The sequence below is a fragment of the Solidesulfovibrio aerotolerans genome (assembly GCF_009856865.1).
In the GTDB taxonomy this organism is placed as follows: Bacteria; Desulfobacterota; Desulfovibrionia; order Desulfovibrionales; family Desulfovibrionaceae; genus Solidesulfovibrio; species Solidesulfovibrio aerotolerans.
Genome location: NZ_WVUD01000002.1, coordinates 210,161 through 228,239, shown reverse-complemented (window position 1 = coordinate 228,239; position 18,079 = coordinate 210,161). Strand labels below are relative to the sequence as shown.

The 18,079-nt window shown below is 64.2% G+C and carries 16 protein-coding genes; 12 read left to right on the top strand and 4 right to left on the bottom strand.

Annotated features, from left to right (window positions below; genetic code table 11):
- Window position 1: 1 nt before the first annotated feature.
- Window positions 2–442, bottom strand: a complete 441-nt coding sequence (locus GTA51_RS02620; protein WP_160958427.1) for a hypothetical protein — start codon at window positions 440–442, stop codon at window positions 2–4.
- A gap of 217 nt (window positions 443–659) precedes the next feature.
- Between GTA51_RS02620 and GTA51_RS02615 the strand changes: the two genes are divergently transcribed.
- The 6 genes from GTA51_RS02615 to GTA51_RS02590 all read left to right on the top strand — a co-directional run bounded on the left by GTA51_RS02615 (window position 660) and on the right by GTA51_RS02590 (window position 5,479).
- Window positions 660–1,037, top strand: a complete 378-nt coding sequence (locus tag GTA51_RS02615) for a desulfoferrodoxin (RefSeq protein ID WP_160958425.1) — start codon at window positions 660–662, stop codon at window positions 1,035–1,037.
- A 2-nt stretch (window positions 1,038–1,039) separates the two neighbouring features.
- Complete coding sequence (locus GTA51_RS02610; RefSeq protein WP_160958424.1) at window positions 1,040–1,549, top strand: ferritin; 510 nt, start codon at window positions 1,040–1,042, stop codon at window positions 1,547–1,549.
- Window positions 1,550–1,641: 92 nt separating this feature from the next.
- Complete coding sequence (locus tag GTA51_RS02605) at window positions 1,642–3,336, top strand: 2-oxoacid:acceptor oxidoreductase subunit alpha (protein ID WP_160958422.1); 1,695 nt, start codon at window positions 1,642–1,644, stop codon at window positions 3,334–3,336.
- The gene (locus GTA51_RS02600; protein WP_160958421.1) at window positions 3,333–4,172 is read left to right on the top strand and encodes a 2-oxoacid:ferredoxin oxidoreductase subunit beta; all 840 of its coding nucleotides are present in this window, start codon (window positions 3,333–3,335) and stop codon (window positions 4,170–4,172) included. Before GTA51_RS02605 ends, GTA51_RS02600 begins: the two co-directional genes overlap by 4 nt.
- A gap of 174 nt (window positions 4,173–4,346) precedes the next feature.
- Entirely contained in the window at window positions 4,347–5,090 is a 744-nt protein-coding gene (locus GTA51_RS02595) for a SagB/ThcOx family dehydrogenase (protein ID WP_160958420.1), read from the top strand.
- A gap of 38 nt (window positions 5,091–5,128) precedes the next feature.
- The gene (locus GTA51_RS02590; RefSeq protein ID WP_160958419.1) at window positions 5,129–5,479 is read left to right on the top strand and encodes a cytoplasmic protein; all 351 of its coding nucleotides are present in this window, start codon (window positions 5,129–5,131) and stop codon (window positions 5,477–5,479) included.
- A 107-nt stretch (window positions 5,480–5,586) separates the two neighbouring features.
- Here the strand turns inward: GTA51_RS02590 and mutL are convergent, their stop codons facing one another.
- Window positions 5,587–7,725 (bottom strand): DNA mismatch repair endonuclease MutL, encoded by a 2,139-nt coding sequence (gene mutL / locus GTA51_RS02585; protein WP_160958417.1) that lies wholly within the window; start codon window positions 7,723–7,725, stop codon window positions 5,587–5,589.
- Between the two features lie 113 nt (window positions 7,726–7,838).
- On the opposite strand from mutL, the gene alr reads away from it, so the two are divergent.
- From alr to GTA51_RS02560, 5 genes are all read left to right on the top strand, one after another.
- Complete coding sequence (gene alr / locus GTA51_RS02580; protein WP_160958415.1) at window positions 7,839–8,963, top strand: alanine racemase; 1,125 nt, start codon at window positions 7,839–7,841, stop codon at window positions 8,961–8,963.
- Window positions 8,964–9,089: 126 nt separating this feature from the next.
- Window positions 9,090–9,740: an endonuclease III domain-containing protein gene (locus GTA51_RS02575; RefSeq protein ID WP_160958413.1), complete on the top strand. Its 651-nt coding sequence runs from the start codon at window positions 9,090–9,092 to the stop codon at window positions 9,738–9,740.
- A complete protein-coding gene (locus GTA51_RS02570) occupies window positions 9,737–10,774 on the top strand; it encodes a murein hydrolase activator EnvC family protein (protein ID WP_343039440.1) in 1,038 nt (345 codons plus the stop codon). The genes GTA51_RS02575 and GTA51_RS02570 overlap by 4 nt, the downstream gene beginning before the upstream one ends.
- An 80-nt stretch (window positions 10,775–10,854) precedes the next feature.
- Window positions 10,855–12,141, top strand: a complete 1,287-nt coding sequence (locus GTA51_RS02565) for a S41 family peptidase (RefSeq protein WP_160958410.1) — start codon at window positions 10,855–10,857, stop codon at window positions 12,139–12,141.
- A gap of 136 nt (window positions 12,142–12,277) precedes the next feature.
- Window positions 12,278–13,540 (top strand): divergent polysaccharide deacetylase family protein, encoded by a 1,263-nt coding sequence (locus GTA51_RS02560; protein WP_343039439.1) that lies wholly within the window; start codon window positions 12,278–12,280, stop codon window positions 13,538–13,540.
- A gap of 579 nt (window positions 13,541–14,119) precedes the next feature.
- On the opposite strand, the gene GTA51_RS02555 is transcribed toward GTA51_RS02560, so the two are convergent.
- A complete protein-coding gene (locus tag GTA51_RS02555; protein ID WP_160958408.1) occupies window positions 14,120–15,211 on the bottom strand; it encodes an acyltransferase family protein in 1,092 nt (363 codons plus the stop codon).
- Window positions 15,212–15,352: 141 nt separating this feature from the next.
- On the opposite strand from GTA51_RS02555, the gene GTA51_RS02550 reads away from it, so the two are divergent.
- Entirely contained in the window at window positions 15,353–16,129 is a 777-nt protein-coding gene (locus tag GTA51_RS02550; RefSeq protein ID WP_160958407.1) for an MBL fold metallo-hydrolase, read from the top strand.
- Window positions 16,130–16,247: 118 nt separating this feature from the next.
- On the opposite strand, the gene GTA51_RS02545 is transcribed toward GTA51_RS02550, so the two are convergent.
- Window positions 16,248–18,017 carry a motility associated factor glycosyltransferase family protein gene (locus GTA51_RS02545; RefSeq protein ID WP_160958406.1) on the bottom strand — a complete coding sequence of 590 codons (1,770 nt, stop codon included), beginning with the start codon at window positions 18,015–18,017 and terminating at the stop codon, window positions 16,248–16,250.
- Window positions 18,018–18,079 lie beyond the last annotated feature (62 nt).

Sequence of the window (18,079 nt, the reverse complement as noted above, 5' to 3'; positions counted from 1 at the left end):
CTTATTTTTTCGCCGGGGCCGGTTCGGGCGGGAAGGCGGCCGGTGCCGGCTTGGGTTCCGGGGCCTTGGCCGGGGTCGGGGCCGGGGCCGGTTCGGGCTCAAGAGGATAGATGGACTCGGTGGGAGCCTGATATCGCTGTTCGAGCTTGGGCGCGGTGGGGTTTTTGTCGGCCGGCGCAAGGCCCGAAGGCTGTTGCGACTTGGGCGGCGCGACCGGGCGTCTGGGCTTTCTGGCGCGTTTTGATTTCTGTCTGACCGGCCGGGACACAAAGGGCTTGGCCGGCGTGGAAGGGGTCGGCGGTTGGGAGGCGTCGCGGATGGTGAGCGTGGTCGGAAGAGGAGCCGGCATGCCGGCAACGGCCGTCTCCGGCCGGCCGAGCTCGGTGGCGGCAACGAAGAACACAAGGGCCAGTATGGCGGCAAAGGCTCGAATGACGGACATGGCGATTTCCTCCCCGGGACGCTCCCCGTGCCTTATTCATCGGCCAATCCGGGTAAATCTTTACAGCGGCAGCACTCTCTTGCCGCCGCAGGGGTTGCCTATCGCCCCCGGAAGTGTTTTATAGGACGAGATTGCGTTGCTCGTCACCGACGGTTTGGGCCACCCCGACCCAACCAGCCACGGATAAATCCATCGGGGACTTAAAGGAGTATACGACATGGCTAAACAACTGGAAATCTACAAGTGTGAAGCGTGCGGCAACATCATCGAAGTCCTCCATGCCGGGGAAGGCGAGTTGGTCTGCTGCGGCGCGCCCATGAAGCTGATGACCGAGAATACCGTGGACGCCGCCAAGGAAAAACACGTCCCGGTCATTGAAAAAATCGACGGCGGCTATCTGGTCAAGGTCGGTGCCGTGGCCCACCCCATGGAAGAAAAGCATTACATCGAGTGGATCGAGCTGATCGCCGACGGCAAGGCCTACCGGGCCTTTTTAAAGCCGGGCGAGGCTCCCGAGGCCAAGTTCTGTATTGAGGCGGCCACGGTTACCGCCCGTGAGTACTGCAACCTGCACGGACTGTGGAAAAAGGACTAACAATGCTGTCGAAATCTATGGAAAAGGCTCTCAACGATCAGGTACATTGGGAGCTTTACTCCGCCTACCTGTATGTCTCCATGGCCACCTACTTCGAGGAGAAGGGCCTGATGGGCTTTGCCAACTGGCTGCATGTGCAGGACCAGGAGGAGAAGTTCCACGCCCAGAAGTTCTATAATTACATTGTGGAGCGCGGCGGCCGGGTCATTTTGCAGGCCATCGACGCGCCCCCCCATGACTGGGCCTCGCCGCTGGCCGTCTTTGAAGACGCGCTGGACCACGAGCAAGGCGTTACCGCCCGCATCTATCGGCTCATGGATATGGCCCTTGAGGAGCGCGACCACGGCACGGCCTCGTTTCTCAAGTGGTTTATCGACGAGCAGGTGGAAGAAGAGTCCAGTGTTGCTGACGTCATCTCCAAGTTAAAGCTGGTGGACCAGACGTCTGGCGGCGCGTTTATGCTCGACAAGGATCTGGCTGCTCGGGTGTTCGTCCCGCCGGTCACTGCCTAAAGCCCTTGCGCCCCTTTGAGGACGCAGGGGAAAGCCATTGGCCGCCCGCGCCCGGCGTGGGCGGCCTGTTTTTTTGCCGACAGGGAGTGTGTATGGCTGCTGTATCCGTCAACATCGTCATCGGCGGCGCGGCCGGCCAGGGACTGGTCACCGTGGGCGAATTTCTGGCCCGGGCGCTTATCCGGGCCGGCTACGCCATTGTCGTTACCCAGGACTACCAGTCGCGCGTGCGGGGCGGGCACAACACCTTTGCCATCCGCCTGGACCCCGAGCGTGTGAGCGCCCCAACCGATTCCATCGATCTGCTGGTGGCGCTTTCCGCCGAAACACTCTCCATCCACCGCAGCAAACTCTCGGCGCGCGCCCTGGTGCTGGCCGATGCCGCGACCGGCCTTGACGGTGCGCCCGGTCTGGGCATCCCCTACAAAAACCTGTGCCCCAAGCCGCTCTATGAAAACATGGCCGCCCTCGGTGTGCTCGGGGCGCTGCTCTGCCTTGATCCGGCCTGGATCACCGGGCTGATCCGGGAGAAATTCGCCCACAAGGGCGAAGCGGTCATTGCCGCCAATCTGGCGGTTTTTGCCGCGGCCATGGACTGGACCGCCGCCCAGAACGCCGCCTTTGCCTGTCCGGCCCCGCCGGCCAAGACCGGCTCCCGTTTGATGCTGAATGGCAACGAGGCCCTGGCTTTGGGCGCGCTGGCTGCCGGCGTCAATTTCTGCTCCTTTTATCCCATGACCCCGGGCACTTCCGTGGTCCAGACAATCATTGATCAGGCCGACGCCATGGGCGTTGTCGTGGAGCAGGCCGAAGACGAGATCGCGGCCATCATCATGGCCCTTGGCGCGTCGTCGGCCGGAGCCCGGCCGCTGGTTTCCACGGCGGGCGGCGGCTTTGCGCTGATGGTCGAGGGGGTGTCCCTGGCCGGCATGCTCGAAACCCCGGTCGTGGTCGTCGTGGCCCAGCGCCCCGGCCCGGCCACCGGATTGCCCACCCGCACCGAGCAGGCCGATCTTGATCTGGTGCTCTACGCCGGGCACGGCGAATTTCCCCGGGCCATTTTCGCTCCGGGCGATCTGAGCCAGTGCTTTCATCTGGCCTATCGGGCCGTGGACACGGCCGAGCGGTTCCAGTCCCCGGTGTTTGTGCTCACCGACCAGTTTCTGGCCGATTCCTTGCGCGATGTGGCCCCCTTCGATTTGACCGCCCTGCCGCCGGTTGTCCGGCCGCTGACCCATGTGGACGATACGGCCGGGTACGAACGCTACGCGGTCACGCCCTCGGGTGTTTCGCCGCGTCTGCTGCCCGGTTTCACCGAAGGACTTGTGGTCCTGGACAGCGACGAGCACACCCCGGACGGGCATCTGACCGAGGATTTGGCCGTGCGCGTGACCATGCAGGACAAGCGCCTGCGCAAAGCCGACGGGCTGGCCCAGGCCGCATTGCCGCCGGATGTGTACGGCGATCCGGCCGGGGCCACGCTGCTGGCCTGCTGGGGCTCCACCCTGGGGGCGGCCCTGGAAGCGGCCGAGGTCTTGCGCGAGCGCGGCGAGGCGGCCTGCGTGCTCCATTTCAGCCAGGTCTGGCCGCTGGTCCCGGATGCCTTTTTGCCAACATTGGCAGCGGCCCGGCGCACGGTCATGGTGGAAGGCAATTGTGCCGGCCAACTGGCCCGGCTCATTCGCCGGGAGACGGGCTTTGTATTTAATGCCCTGGTCAGGCGCTACGACGGGCTGCCGTTCACGGCGGCCTTTATCCTGGACAGGCTCACGGAGGCAGGCCAATGACCACGGCAAATTCGTACGGCGCATTCGAAACGGCCTGGTGCCCGGGTTGCGGCAATTTCTCCATCCGAACAGCGGTCGTTGCGGCCCTGACCGAGCTTGGCCTGCCGCCCCACAAGGTGGTTTTCTCCTCGGGTATCGGACAGGCGGCCAAGGCGCCGCATTATATCCGGGTCAATGTCTTTAACGGGCTGCACGGCCGTTCCCTGCCGGCGGCCACGGGTATCAAGCTGGCCAATCCCGAACTGACCGTCCTGGCCGAATCCGGCGACGGCTGCTCCTACGGCGAAGGCGGCAACCACTTCCTGGCCACAGTGCGGCGCAATATCGACATCACCGCCATCGTTCACGACAACCAGATTTATGGCCTGACCAAAGGGCAAGCCAGTCCGACCACGCCCAAGGGCCAGAAAACCAAGACCCAGCCCCACGGCGCGCCGTCGGCTGCCTTTAATCCTTTGGCCGTGGCCGTGACCATGGACGCGGGCTTTGTGGCCCGGGGCTTTTCCGGCGACATCGAGCATCTGACCGGGCTGATTGTTGCCGCCGTGCGCCATCCCGGGTTTTCGCTGATTGATGTGCTCCAGCCCTGCGTTTCCTTTAACAAGGTCAACACCTATGCGTGGTATAAGGAGCGCTGCTACCGGCTTGGCGAGGAGCATGATCCCACCGACCGCCAGGCGGCTTTGGCCCGGGCCATGGAATTTGGCGAGCGCATTCCCCTGGGCGTGCTCTGGAAAAGCGACCGGCCGGCGTTTGGCCCCTTGCCGCCGACGCCTCTGGCTGTACAGGAGCCGGACAAGGCCGCTTTGGCCGATATCCTGGCCGGGTATGCCTAGTGTCGCGTTCACAAAAAAACATTTATGTTTTTTTTGTGAATAAAAATAATAAATTTAACGTGTTAATGCTTGGATAACCATAGCGGCAATGAGCGAACGCCACACGAGATGGGCGACGGCACGCCGACAGATAAAGGACGCGCAGCAGTGGCAGGCGAGACGCCGGGAGCGCCTATGAACGTGAACTTAAAGTTCTTTTTAAAAGATACCATCCGAAAGATGGTGGATTTTTCCCAGACGGCCCAGAATCAGGGGCTGCCGCCGCCGCCTCTGCAAAAGCCGTATCCGGCCGGCGCGGCGCTGATACCCCTGGCCCGGCCCGGGGAATGGACCGGCGTTGGCGCGGTGTCCGTGGCCGAGGCCATTGCCCGGCGCAAATCCCACCGCAGCTTTCGCCAGCAGCTTTTTACCATGGACGAGCTGTCCTTTCTCCTGTGGGCGACCCAAGGGCTGCGCAAGGCTCCGGGCGAATCGGGCGGGCTTCGCACCGTGCCCTCGGCCGGCTGTCGCCATGCCTTTGAGACCTATCTGGCCGTCTACCGCGTCCGGGGCCTGGAGCCGGCCCTGTACCGGTATCTGCCGGTGGAACATGCGCTTGTCGAAACCGCCCGCCTGGAGCATCTGGACGAGGAAGTGGCCCTGGCCGCCTATAACCAGGGCTTTGTGTCCCGGGGCGCGGCCACGTTTTTCTGGACCGCCCTGCCCGAGCGCATGGAATGGCGCTACGCCGAGGCTTCTTACAAGGTGATGGCTCTCGACGCCGGCCATGTCTGCCAAAATCTATACCTGGCCTGCGAGGCCGTGGGGGCCGGCACCTGCGCCATCGCCGCCTATGATCAGGAAGCCTGCGACAGGCTCCTCGGGCTTGACGGCGAGACGGAGTTCACCCTGTATCTGGCCCCGGTGGGCAAGGTCTGAGGACTGCTGCCGGGTCTTTGGCCGCAAAGGAGAAAACCGTGGATAAAAAAGTCGTGCTCTTTGCCTTCCAGGGCAATGTGTCGTGTTTTGTGCATGTGCTGTTAAACGCCATCGACTACCGGGAAAAGGGCTACGAAGCCAAGGTGGTGCTGGAAGGGGAGGCGACCAAGCTTGTGGCCGAGTTGGCCAAGGCCGCCCATCCCATGCATGGACTCTTTGAACAGACCAAGGCCCTTGGGCTGTTCGCCGGGGCCTGCCGGGCCTGCTCCCATCAGCTCGGCAGCCAGGAGGCCTGTCTGGCCGAGGGGCTTGTCCTGCTTGACGACATGCACGGCCATCCGGGCATGGCCGGCTATACGGAACAAGGCTATACGATTCTGATTTTCTAGCGGCACCCAGCCGGGTCCGGCTCTTGGTCCATCGGGCGGGGGCTGGATTGACGCGGCCTCCTGCGCGGGCGAGCGGGGTTTTCCCGGCCCGGGCAGGAGGCCACGGCCTATTTGCGGCGCTTAAACATCTTTTCCATTTCGCGCTGGCCAAAGCGCACCGTCACCGGCCGGCCATGGGGGCAGTAGTCGCGTTCCGGGGCCTTGGCCCATTGGGCCAACAGGGCCACGGCCTCGTCGTCGGTCAGCCGCGTGCCGGCCTTGATGGCCGTCTTGCAGCTCATGAGCACCCAGAGATCATTGAGTGACTTGGACTGGCCGGCCAGGGCCGCGCCAAGATATTCCTTGGCCTGGCCGACGGTTAAGCCCGGCGGCGCGCCGACAATGGCCGCCACCCCCGGTCGCGGCGTCTCGACGAGAAAGCCCATGGCCCGCAGTTCGGAAAAAAGCGTTTGCAGCCGGGTCTGTTCCGAGGGATGCAGAGCCATTTCCACGGGCAGGCCCAGCGGCCGGCTGTGCCCCCGGGACCCGGTGGCCTCCATGGCGGCGTAGATGACCCGTTCGTGGGCGGCGTGCTGGTCCACCAGCACCAGCTCCCGGCCGAAATCCACAATCAGATAGGTGTCGTCGAACTGGCCCAGATAGCGCACCCCGGGCGGCAGGGCCGGTTCCAGCTCTTCGGGCGTCCTGGCCCGCAGGGCGTCTGCTTCCCGCCCGTCGTCTGTCCCGGCGCCGGCTTGGGCGGCGGCGCGGCGGGCCACGGCCGGCGGATCGAAATGGCGCGGCTGGCCGGTCTGGGTTTGGCCCGGCCGCGGCTGGCCCGGATAGGTTTGCCCCGGATAGGCTTGGCCCGGCTCTGTCCGGTCCGCATACCCTTGGCCTGAAGCTGTCTGGCCCGCATGGGGCCTGTCCGTCGCTGTCTGGGCCGCATGGCTTGGCGATTCTGGCGGCAGCTCCGCCGGGGTTGCTCCACGCTGCCCCGGCGCTTGCCCCACCCGCAACGGCCCTTGGTCGGCACCGGGCAGGGGCGGCAGGGTCTCGGAAAAGGACGTGAGCGGGGCGGCTGGGGCTTCGGCCACGCTCGCGGCAGTGTGCGCCCGCGGGCCGGCCGGGGTCGTCTCATGGGGGGCCGGTGCGTCGCTGCGCACCAGTTCGTCCAGGAAATCGCGGCGGCTGGAGAATTTCGGTGCCTGCCCATCGGCCTTGACCCAGGGCTGGGGGGCCGGCACTGCGCGCAGCACCATGGCCTTGTCCAGGGCCGCACCCACCGCCCGACGCAGATGGAGAAAAACGGCCTGTTCTTCGCGAAACCGCACCTCGGTCTTGGCCGGATGGACGTTGACGTCGAGGTCCTGCGGCTCGATCTCCATGAAGATAACGGCCTGGGGGTATTCCCGGGCCAACAGACGGCCCTTGTAGGCTTCGCGCACGGCGGCCAACAGCACCCGGTCCAGGACCGGGCGGCCGTTGACGTAGAAATACATGCGATCCGCCTTGGCCTGGGCTTTGAGCGGCTTGCCGAGAAGGCCGGTGACCCGCACGCCGTCGGAGGCGTAATCCAGGGGAAACAGATCGTCGATGACCGCCGGGGGCCAGATGCCGGCCAACCGGGCGGCCAGGGTCTGGCCGGCCGGGAAGCGGTGCACGGTGCGCCCGCCCACGGCGAGCTTGAAGGCCACGTCCAGGCGATTGAGCGCTGCCCGGCAGAACAGTTCCGTGGCCCGTTTGGTTTCGACGGCCTCGGATTTGAGAAATTTGAGCCGGGCCGGCACAGCGGCAAACAGGTCGCGCACCTCGATGCGCGTGCCCTTGGCCAGGGCGGCCGGGCCGCGCTCGACGATGCGGCCGTTTTCCACCGTGACAAACGCGCCTTCCTCAAAGGCCTCGTGGCGCGAGGTGATCTGAAAACGCGACACCGAGGCGATGCTCGGCAGGGCCTCGCCCCGGAAACCGAAGCTGGCGATGGTTTCCAGTTCGGCCATGGAGGCGATCTTGCTGGTGGCGTGGCGGGTGAGTGCCAGGGGCAGCTCTTCGGGCGTCATGCCGCAGCCGTCATCGTGGATGATAACCGCAGTGCGCCCGCCGCCTTCGATGGCCGCTTCGATGCGGCTGGCCCCGGAGTCGAGGCTGTTTTCCACCAACTCCTTGAGCACGCTGGCCGGGCGTTCCACCACCTCGCCGGCAGCAATCTGATTTTGCAGTTCCGGCGGCAGGATACGAATGGTGCGATGGGTCAGGGCGTTTGACATGCCCCCTTTTATACGCGCTTTCTCGCCCCTCGGCCAGTCTCGTTGATTCGGCTGGAAAACCACTGCCGTTGGGGGTAGATACGTTCGGGTCCGACCATGGAAAGGAGCCTGCCATGCCCATCGAGCACAACTATCTGCGTACCCGGGTCCGGGTTGCCAATATCGTTTCTAATTACGAATTGCTGCGCCAAAACGGCGGCCAGGTGGTGGCCGTGGTCAAGGCCGACGCCTACGGGCATGGCCTTATTGCCACGGCAACGGCCCTGGCGGCGGCCGGCTGCGAGAGCTTTGCCATCGGGTCTGCGGCCGAGGGCGCGGCCCTTCGCGACGCCGGCTGTAGCGCAGCAATTATTTCCCTGCTCGGGCCGGTCCTGCCCGAGGACGACGAACTGGTCATCGAAAAAGGGCTCATTCCCTTTATCCACGATTTTGAGCAACTGTCTCGTCTGGCCGAGCGGTGCCGGGCCATGGGCCGCACGGCCCGGGTGGCGCTCAAATTCGACACCGGCATGGCCCGCCTGGGCTTTACCGAGGCCCAGGCCGAAAAGTTGGCGGAAGTGATCGGGGCAACGCCGTGGCTGGAGGTGGCCATGGTCAGTTCGCATCTGGCCACGGCCGATGATCCGGCGGCCTTTGATTTTGTGGCCGAGCAGGGGGCGCGCTTTGCCCGGATCTGCCAGACGCTGCGGCGCGGCGGCCTGACCTTTCGGGCCTCGCTGTGCAATTCCGCCGGCATCCTGGCCCATGCCGGCAGTATCGGTTTCGACGCCCGCCGGGCCGGCATAGCGCTTTACGGCGTCAATCCTTTTGCCGGGTCAGACCACGAGGGGCTGGGCCGGGGCTTGCTGCCGGCCATGGAAACGGTCACGCGCCTCGTCTCGGTGCACGATCTGCCCCGTGGCGCTTCCATCAGCTACGGCCGCGCCTTTGTGGCCGAGCGCGACATGCGGGTGGCCATCGTGGCCGCCGGTTACGCCGACGCCTACAGCCGGGGGCTGTCCAACCAGGGCTTTATGTGTCTGGCCGGCCGGCGCGTGCCCATCCTGGGCCGGGTGTGCATGCAGTTGACCGCCGTGGATGTCACGGGCCTGGCCGATGTGCGCCCCGGCGACGTGATCCATCTGCTCGGCGGAGACGGACCGGGGACGGTTGCGCCCGACGACCTGGCCTCGTGGTGGGGCACCATTGCCTATGAAGTCTTTTGCCTGCTGGGGCTTAATCCCCGGGAGTATGTCTAAGGCCGCGTCATTTTTTGGACACCGGTCCGGTTGCAGCCGTGGCCGGCCTTGTGGTTGCGCCATTGGTGCAAATCTTGCTAAGATACCCGAGCATTGCCCCAACCCAAGGACGCCGCCGAACCGATCATGAAGCGCCGCACTCTTTTTTTAAATATGTTTAGCGCCATGCTTGACGCCCTCGGCCCGAGCGGCTGGTGGCCGGCCGCCTCGCCCTTCGAGATGGCTGTGGGTGCTATTGTAACCCAAAATACCAACTGGCAGGGGGCGGCCCGGGCTTTGGCCAATATCCGCGACGCGGGCAAGCTCGATCCCTTTGCCCTGCACGCGCTGCCTGAGCCGGAATTGGCGGCGTTATTGCGCCCGGCCGGACATTTTCGCGTCAAAACCGGCCGTTTGAAAAATCTGCTGGCCTTGATCGTTGCGGAGTTGGACGGCGACATCACCGCCCTGGCCGCGTCCGGTCTGGACAGCGCCCGGCAGCGCCTGCTGGCGGTCAAGGGAGTGGGGCCGGAGACGGCCGACAGCATCCTCCTCTACGGCCTGGGCCTGCCAAGCTTCGTGGTGGACGCCTACACCGCCCGCATCTGTTCCCGCCATGGGCTGGCCCCCGAGGAGGCCGGCTACGACGAACTGCGCGACCTCTTCATGGACGCCCTGCCGGCTGAGGTGGGCCTGTATAATGAATTTCACGCCTTACTCGTGCGGGTGGGCAACGCCTACTGCCGGCCCCGGACGCCCAAATGCGAGGCCTGTCCGTTAGAGCGGTTTTTGCCGTGAAAGCCGTTCTCGCCGCGTGGCTGCTTGCCCTGGCTTTGGCGGCGACCCCGGCCCTGGCCCGAAAACCGGCACCGCCCGCCCCCCGTGCGCCCCAGGCCCGCCTAAGCGAGGCCCGGGTCAGGCTGGCGGCCGGCGAGGCTGAGACCGTGCGTCTTTCCAGGCAGTTGGCCGCGTTGGAGGCGGCCCGCGACGCCGAGGCCCGCCGGCTTTCGGACCTCTTGGCCGCCTTGTGGCCGTTGCGCGCCGAGGCCCTGGCCTCAAGCGGTTTGGCCGGGGCCGATTGGGCCGAGGCCGACCGGCGTTATGTCTGGACCCGGGCGCTGTATGCGCAAGCCCTGGCCGCGCGGCAAGCCTTTACGGTCGCCGCAGCCAGGGTCCGGGACGGGCGTGTGGCCCGCGACGCAGCCGCTTTGCGCCTTTTGGCCGGGCAAAAAGAAGCGGATACGGCCTTTTCCGAGGCCGTCAGCAGCCGGGTGCGGGAGCTCGAAAGCGCCACCAACGCCCAGGAGCGCGACGGCGCGGCCGTGCTCGGGCAGGCCTTGGACGCGACAATCGCCCCGCAAACCCCGGCCCTCCCGACCCTCTCGAACAGTCAGGCTGCCCCGGAGGCCCGTGACGGGCCAGACCATGACGGCCCCAAAGTATTTACGCCGCCCCCCGGCGGATTGTCCTGGCCGGCGGCGGGGAACGTGCTGACCCCCTTTTCCGCCGCCAGCCGGCAGGGCCGCCAGGGCATCGTCGTCGCTGTGCCCGAAGGCTCGCCCGTGACCGCTGCTGCGGCCGGCCGGGTTGTTTTTACTGGTTTATTGCGCGGCCTTGGACGCGTGGTGATCCTGACCCACGAGGACCGTTGCCATACGGTGTATGCCTGCCTTAGCGAGAGTACCGTGTCCGTTGGCGAGGCTGTCCCCCGCGAGGCAGCCCTCGGGCGCAGCGGGTATTGCAACCAGACGCGCGCACCCGGCGTCTATTTCGAATTGCGTTTTCGGGAAAAAGCCCTTAATCCGGCGGAGTGGCTTGCCGTCAGGCGCTAGGGCGTAGCTTGTGGCCGGCGACGAGGGGATCTTCCTGCCCCGGCCGCTGATTTTGTCCGTCATGTTTCGTGGAGGATGGTATGCGTCTTTTGACCAAAGTGTCGTGTTCCCTGGCCGTCTGTCTGACCCTTGGCTCCGCCGCCTTTGCCGCGAAACCCGAGGAAGATCGGTTTGCCCCCCTCAAGCGCTTCAGCCAGGTCATGGATCTGGTGGAAAACCACTACGTCAAGCCCGTTACCCGCAACGAACTCATCGATGGGGCCATCGTTGGCATGCTCCAACAGCTTGATCCCCATTCGAGTTTTCTGTCCAAAGACGAATTTAAGGAGATGCAGGTCAGCACCTCTGGCGAATTCGGCGGTATCGGCATTGAAATCAGCATGGAAAACGGCCGGTTGACGGTCATTTCGCCCATCGACGACACCCCGGCCGACAAGGCCGGCATCAAGGCCGGCGACGTCATCCTGGAAATCGAAGGCGAATCCACCCAGGATATGACCCTGGTTGACGCGGTGCAAAAGATTCGTGGCCCCAAAGGCAAGGCCGTGTCCCTGACGCTCGTGCACAAGGACCAGCAAAAGCCCTTCAAAGTCAAAGTGGTGCGTGACACCATCCCGATTGTCAGCGTGAAAAGCAATGAGGTCGAACCCGGTTACCTCTATATCCGCCTGACACGCTTTAATGAAAATACCACTGCCGAGCTTAAGCAGGCCCTGGCCGACTACCCAAAGGGCGGCAAGCAGCTCAAAGGCGCTATTCTCGATCTGCGCAACAACCCCGGCGGGTTGCTGGATCAGGCCGTCAACGTCTCTGATGTGTTCCTGCCCACGGGCCAGATCGTGTCCATCAAGGGCAAGAACCAGGAACAGGAAAAAGTATTCACCGCCAAGGGCGACGGTGCCGACATGGCCGCGCCGCTGGTGGTGCTCATTAACGCCGGTTCCGCCTCGGCCTCGGAAATCGTGGCCGGTGCCCTTAAAGACCACAAGCGGGCCCTCTTGGTCGGCGAAAAAACTTTCGGCAAAGGTTCGGTGCAAACCGTTATCCCCTTGGCCGACGGTTCGGGCATCAAGCTGACCACCGCGCTGTACTACACGCCCAACGGCCGCTCCATCCAGGCCGAAGGCATCGAACCCGACTTCATGGTGCCCCTGCAGGATACCGAATCTGATCGCGACAAACTCTCGGCCAACCACCAGTTCCGGGAACGCGATCTCACGCGCCATCTGGAAAACAAGAAAAAGAAAGCGGCTGATGCGGCCGACGATCCGAAACAGAAAATGATCGATCAGCTCGCTCGCGACAATCAGTTAAAACTCGCTCTGGAATTGGTGAAGTATTTCCCCATCAAAACCTACACCCCCTAAAAAGCGCCCATCGCAGAAGGGAGCCGCCAAACCCGCCAAACCTGCCAAAGGCAAGGGGCGGGGCAAGGCTCCCAAGAGCGCCAAAGCCGGAGAGAACCGTCGTTTTGTTCTCTCCGGCAAACCTGTTTTTACGACCGTGGCCGGTTTGGCCCTGGCCGCCACTCTCGTCGTGCTCGCGGTCATGTTCTTCGGCCCTTTCCCGCCACCGCCCATTGAGCGCACCGGCACGCCGGCCGTTAAAACCGCTGCCCCGAAATCCGTGGTCGAGAAGAAAAAGACCGCTGGCGGCAAACCCGTGCCTCAGGGGCAAGCCCAGTCGCAACCCCAGCCGCAAGGGCAGCCGCAAGCGCAGTCTCAAGCCCAGGGACAAGCACAGCCGCAAGCGCCGGCACAGCCGCTAGTGCAGCCGCAGCCCCAAGAGGACGCGCTGACGCTGGCCAGAGCCTTGTCCAAGGCCAAAGCCCAGGCCCAGACCCAGGCTCAGAACCAGCCGCCGGCACAGCAGGAGCAGCAGCAACAGCAGCAACCACCGCAACAACAGTCGCCGCAGCAACAGCCGTCTGCCGTACATTACGAAGAGCATCTGCCGCCTCAGGCCGGACAACCCGAACAGAGTCCCCCCGGGCATGCAATACGCGGCAAGGTGGAACCGCCGGCCCAACCCGCCGCCCCGTCTGCCGAATCGGCTCCACCCGAGCCGCAAGCCCATCCCGTGGCCGGCGATGCCGGGAAAAATCCCCGCATGGTAGTGGTCATCGACGATATTGGCGATCACCCGGTCATGGCCAAAAATCTCACCGAATTGCCGTTCCCCGTCACCCTGGCCATCCTGCCCAATCGCCCCCGAACCCGGTCCGTCGAAGCCATGGCCACGGAACAGGGCCTGGAAATCATCCTGCACCAACCCATGCAGCCCGGCTCCTACCCCCGCGTCAACCCCGGTCCCGGGGCAGTCTTTATTGACATGGACCCCGAACGCGTCAAATCCCTCCTGGCCGACAATCTCGCCCAGGTTCCCCACGTCAAAGGCATCAACAACCACATGGGCTCTACCTTTACCAGCAATCCCGAAGGCATGGCCGCCGTCATGAGCGTGCTCAAGGAAAAGGGCCTGTTCTTCCTCGATTCCGTCACCTCGGCCACAAGCGCCGCCCCCGAAGCCGCCCGCAAGGCCGGCGTGCCGTTTTACCGGCGCGCCGTCTTCCTCGACAATGTCCGAAACGTCCGCACCATCCTGGGGCAACTCAAAACCGCCGAACGCAATGCCGTCAAAAACGGCCGGGCCATCGCCATCGGACATCCCTACGGCGAAACCCTGGAAGCCCTCAAACTCTGGGCCAAAGAACGCGACAGCCGCGTCGATGTCGTGACCCTGACTGAACTTGGCCCCGAATTTTAAGCCTGCGAGAACAGGGACGGCCGAGAAAAAGAGCTGCTGTCGCGGCGCTGCCGGGCGCTGTCCCAGACCCCGCTGGGACGCTGTCCCAGACCCTGCCAGGGCTCTGCCCTGGACCCGCCGGGGGGATGATCCCCCCGGACCCCCCGCTTGGGGGCGGGAGTTGGGGCGGGGTAAGGGACTGCTGCGGGAAGCGGGAACGCGTGAAGACGGTTGGCGCGGGAGCGCTTGCGCGCTTGGCGGCTGTGCCGCATGGGTTGGCGCACTTACGGCCGCCGACGCACCCCGCGAAGCGCGGGGAGCACGGCGGCCGCAAGTGCGCCAACCCGGTTCGCCTGGAAAGGCAGAAGGCATGATTCAAGCGGTTGTTACGTTGCTCTGGGCGAGCACCCTTTCGTCCGCCGGAGCAACGGTGGTCGCCGTCAAGCGCCTCTTTCAGCTTCCCCAGTCCCCAGACGACCAAATTGATAGCCAGCGGCAAAAGCCCCTTGAAAAACTTCTCCAGATGCAGGGGTCCGGGGGGATCATCCCCCCGGCCGCCGGAGGCATCTTCTCTTCTTTTCTGTCTCCTGTTTTCTCTCTTTATTTTCCTCTCGACTCAAATTTCGCCACGAGGCGATCCTGGTAGAGCGACAGGTAATAGGCACCTGGCAAGCTGATGGCAGCGAGCAGGCACATGGCGGCGAAGGGGTGCAGGCGGCGCAGCATATCCGCGCCGTAGCCCAGGATGGGCTGGTGGAGCAGATAGAAGCTGTAGGAGGTGGCGGCGGCCAGGGAGACGGCGGGTTTGGCTCCGAGTCGGGCCATGGCCGGCCAGGAGAAGAGTGATCCGGCCAATCCCAGGCAGGTGATGGTGAGCAGGATATGGGCCAGGGTGGCCTGCAAGTGGGCTTTAAAGACTATGGCCAGGGGCAGGCCGAAGTAGGCGGCGGCCAAAAAGCCGAGCAGCCAGCTTGTCGGAATGCCGGTTTCGGGATCACCGTCCCGGGGTGCGGCGGCCCGGGCTTTCCAGACCAGGGCAAAGGCCATGCCCAGCGCAAATTCCGGCAGCCGGTAGGGCAGGTTGAAATAGAGCATGTAATCGAGCAGGGCGGCGGTGGAGCTGACTTTGGCCAGCTGCGTCAGGACGAACCATAAGCCCCAGCCAAAGAGCAGGCAGCCGGCGGTGGCCCGGCCCGGGCCGTATTTTTGGAAAAGGCGCAGCAGCAGCGGAAAGGTCAGGTAGAATTGGGCGAGCAGCCCCATCCACCACAAGGCCGGTTCCAGGCAGAAAAAGCGTGCCGGATCAAAGGTTTGAACGAAAAACAGCTTTTCGGCCACGCAGGCACCCAAAGCGGCCAGGGGCATGGAGCCGGCCACGAGGGCCACGACGCTCCACAGGGCCAGGGACAGGTAATATTGCGGGGTGATGCGGCCGAAGCGGCGGCGGAAAAAGTCGAAGTAGGCCATGGGCGGCTTGCCGCCGGGATTGGCGTGGGGCAAGGTGAGGACGAAGCCGGTAATGGCGTTAAAGACCACGACACCCAGGTAGCCTTGGCTCATGATGTCGCCAAGGATGGGCCCGAAGGGGTTTTGCGCCCCGCCGTCCGGCAGCACGGTCCAGAGATGGTAGAAGAAGATGCCGAACATGGCCAGAACCCGGATGCTTTCGATCTGGGTGACGCGGCGCTGCATGGGGGCTTCCTTTTGGTCGGTTGGGAGTGTTCGGTTACGCGCCGCAGCGAAGCGTCAGGCTGATGCGTCGGCGGGCCGCAGCTTTTTCTTTGTCTTGGCGAAAAGTCCTGCATATTGCAAGGCGTTGGAGGATGTTCGGGCATGCGGGTGACGTTTGTCGGCGTGGGTGAGGCCTTTGACGAGGCGCTGCCCAATACGAGTTTGTTTCTGGTCGGCATGACCGGCGAGCGTCGGCGCTCGGTGTTGCTCGACTGCGGCTTTACGGCTGCTGCGGCCTTTTTCAGTTGCGCGGGCGTGTCGGAAGCGGATCGCCGCGACGGCCCGGATGCGGTGTGGATTTCCCATTTTCACGGCGATCATTTTTTCGGCCTGCCCTATCTGCTGGCCCGGTTGCAGGAGCAAGGGCGGGTGCGACCGCTATTTGTGCATGGCGGCGAGGGCGTGGCGGACAAGGTGGCGACGGTGACGGATCTGGCCTATCCGAATCTGCGTGCCTCGCTTGATTTTGAGCTTCGGTGCATCACCGCCTGGCCGGGGAAACCTTTTGCTGTGGCTGGCTTTGCGGCCCAGGCGGCCCTGACCGGACACGGCGCTCCGTGTCTGGGGCTGCGGCTGACGACGCGCTTTGGGGCCTTGTATTATGGCGGCGACGGGGCGGCGACTGCGGCCGGGGCGGAACTGGCTGCGGGCTGCGCCCTGGTGGTGCAGGAGGGATACGGCCTTGAGGCGGGCGTCGCCGGACATGGGTCGGTGCCCGAAGCGCTGGCCCTGGCCGAGTCGGCCTGGGCCGAGGCCCTGGCCGTGGTGCATGTGCGGCGGGAATTGCGCCGGGAACGGGGCGGGGAAATTGGCCGGCAGTTGGCTGCGGCGTCGATCCGGGCTTTTTTGCCCGGGCCGGGGGATGTCTTTGAGGTCTGACTGCGACCTCCTTGCTGGCACCGGCAGTTGCAACCTTCTCCCGGTGCCGGGGTCCGGGGGGATTGTATCCCTCGGACCCCGGAGCAGCATCGGCCGCCTGTCTTTTGTCCCCCGCGTCTTACGCGGCCCAGGTGCTGGACGGGGCTAAATTGGCGTCGATTTCGCGGATTTTGGCCAGGATGCGTTGGCGGATGTTTTTAAACGTCGCCAATTCTTTGACGCCGTAGCGGGCCTTGGTGTGGACCAGGCCGGCCAGATCCATGATCTCGTTATAGAGATAGGGCATATAGAGCGGATCGTGGCGGCTGAAGAACTGGATCTGGGACAGCAGTTCCCGGATTTCGCCTTGGTGCTTGTCGGCTTTGCGCATGAGTTTTTCCAGCCGGCGGGAGGCGTTTTTCAGCGAGGTGGCCCATATTTCCGCCTTGGCCGCAAAGACCGGCCGGCTGCGGGGCTGGGATGCCCGGTTCAGGGCATCCAGAAACACTTCCTTGGCAATGCCTTGGCTGGCCAGCAGCTCACCGGATTCGAGGTCGTCGGGACCGATGTTGACCGCCCCCTCAATGACCACGCCGCCGCCGTACAGATTGAAGAAACCGGCGGCAGACGCGGCAATATCCTTTTCGATGTCGCGCTTGGCCGCTAAAAAACCAAAATGGGTGTAGATCGTCTCACCGTGCAGGTTGGTCAGCTTCACATCTTCGCGGGGGTTGTAGGTGTGGACCCCTGCGGCGTGGTGGTGGCCCGGGGCGTGGGTTGCACTCCCCTGCCAGGCCAGGTCGCAGCCGGCCAGGATGAAGCGTTCGGCCCCGGCCCAGGTGAGGAAGCGTTCCAGGGTGACCGCGACGTTGCCGCCGGCATCAAGGACCAGTTCCTGGTCCTTGAGCACATAGGTGGCCATGCCGCCCTGGGTCCACAGCGGCATTTTGGGTCCGGGGTAGCGGGCCAGCACAGCCGGGTCCATCTTGGTGGAATAAATAAAGGGAATGTCGGCAGCAAACGCCGGATCGTTCAAATTGTCCAGGCTTTGGAGCATGTTGTCGTTATAATCGATGGCCAGGCACAGATCGGGTTTGATGCCCAGTCGTTCCAGGGCCGGCAGGGTCTGCAGTGCGGCGGCGTAAAAGCCTTTGTGGCGGTGGCGGCGCAGGACCGGGGCGTAAGCGGCCAATGACGGCCCCGCGCCCAGGAGCACGGCTGTCAAACCTTTGGCCATGCCGGCCACCCGGGCCAGACTGCCGTCGTTCATGGCCCGGCCGTAGTTGTGCAATTCATTGCCGACCATGACTTCCTGTTTATGGCGCAAGGTCGTCAGTTCCACCGAGAGGTTTTCGAGTTTGGCCTGGGTCAGCACCGACATCTGGGCATACTCCGGCCCCATCTGCTTGCACGCCAGGTCGCTTCGCAGATAAATGCGCGAAAATAAAAAGCTCACATCCAGGTTTTGCAAGGCCATCTCAATGGATGCGGCGTTGGGCGGCACGAAGGCCAGCTTGCCATGGGCCAGAAACGCCCGATAATCGGTCTGGCCGAGGCAGGCCAGGAGCATTTCGGGACGCGGTTCCACCACCAGCACCTTGTGGGAGTTGGGGGTGCCGGTGAGCACATGGTTGAGACCATAGCCAAGGGCCGTGCCGATAATGACTGTGGCCGCGCCTTCGAGCTTTTCAACCGGCTGCCAATCCTTGTAAAAATACGGCGGCGGCAGCTTGGAGAAAAGGCCCTGGCCGTCGTCCATGCGCCAATCGACGATGCCGCCCTGGTTTTTGTGCAGCCGTTCGTGGACAATGGCCGGATCGGGATTGTGCTCGGCCAGCCAGCTGCCAATGGGCGCGCCGGATTCGGCCAGGAAGGCGAGGTTGTCGGCAAGGTACTTGTTGATCTCCATGGCCCCATCCTTGGTTGAGATGCTTTGGCTTTAGCAAGTTCCCTGCCACTCTTGCCGGTGGC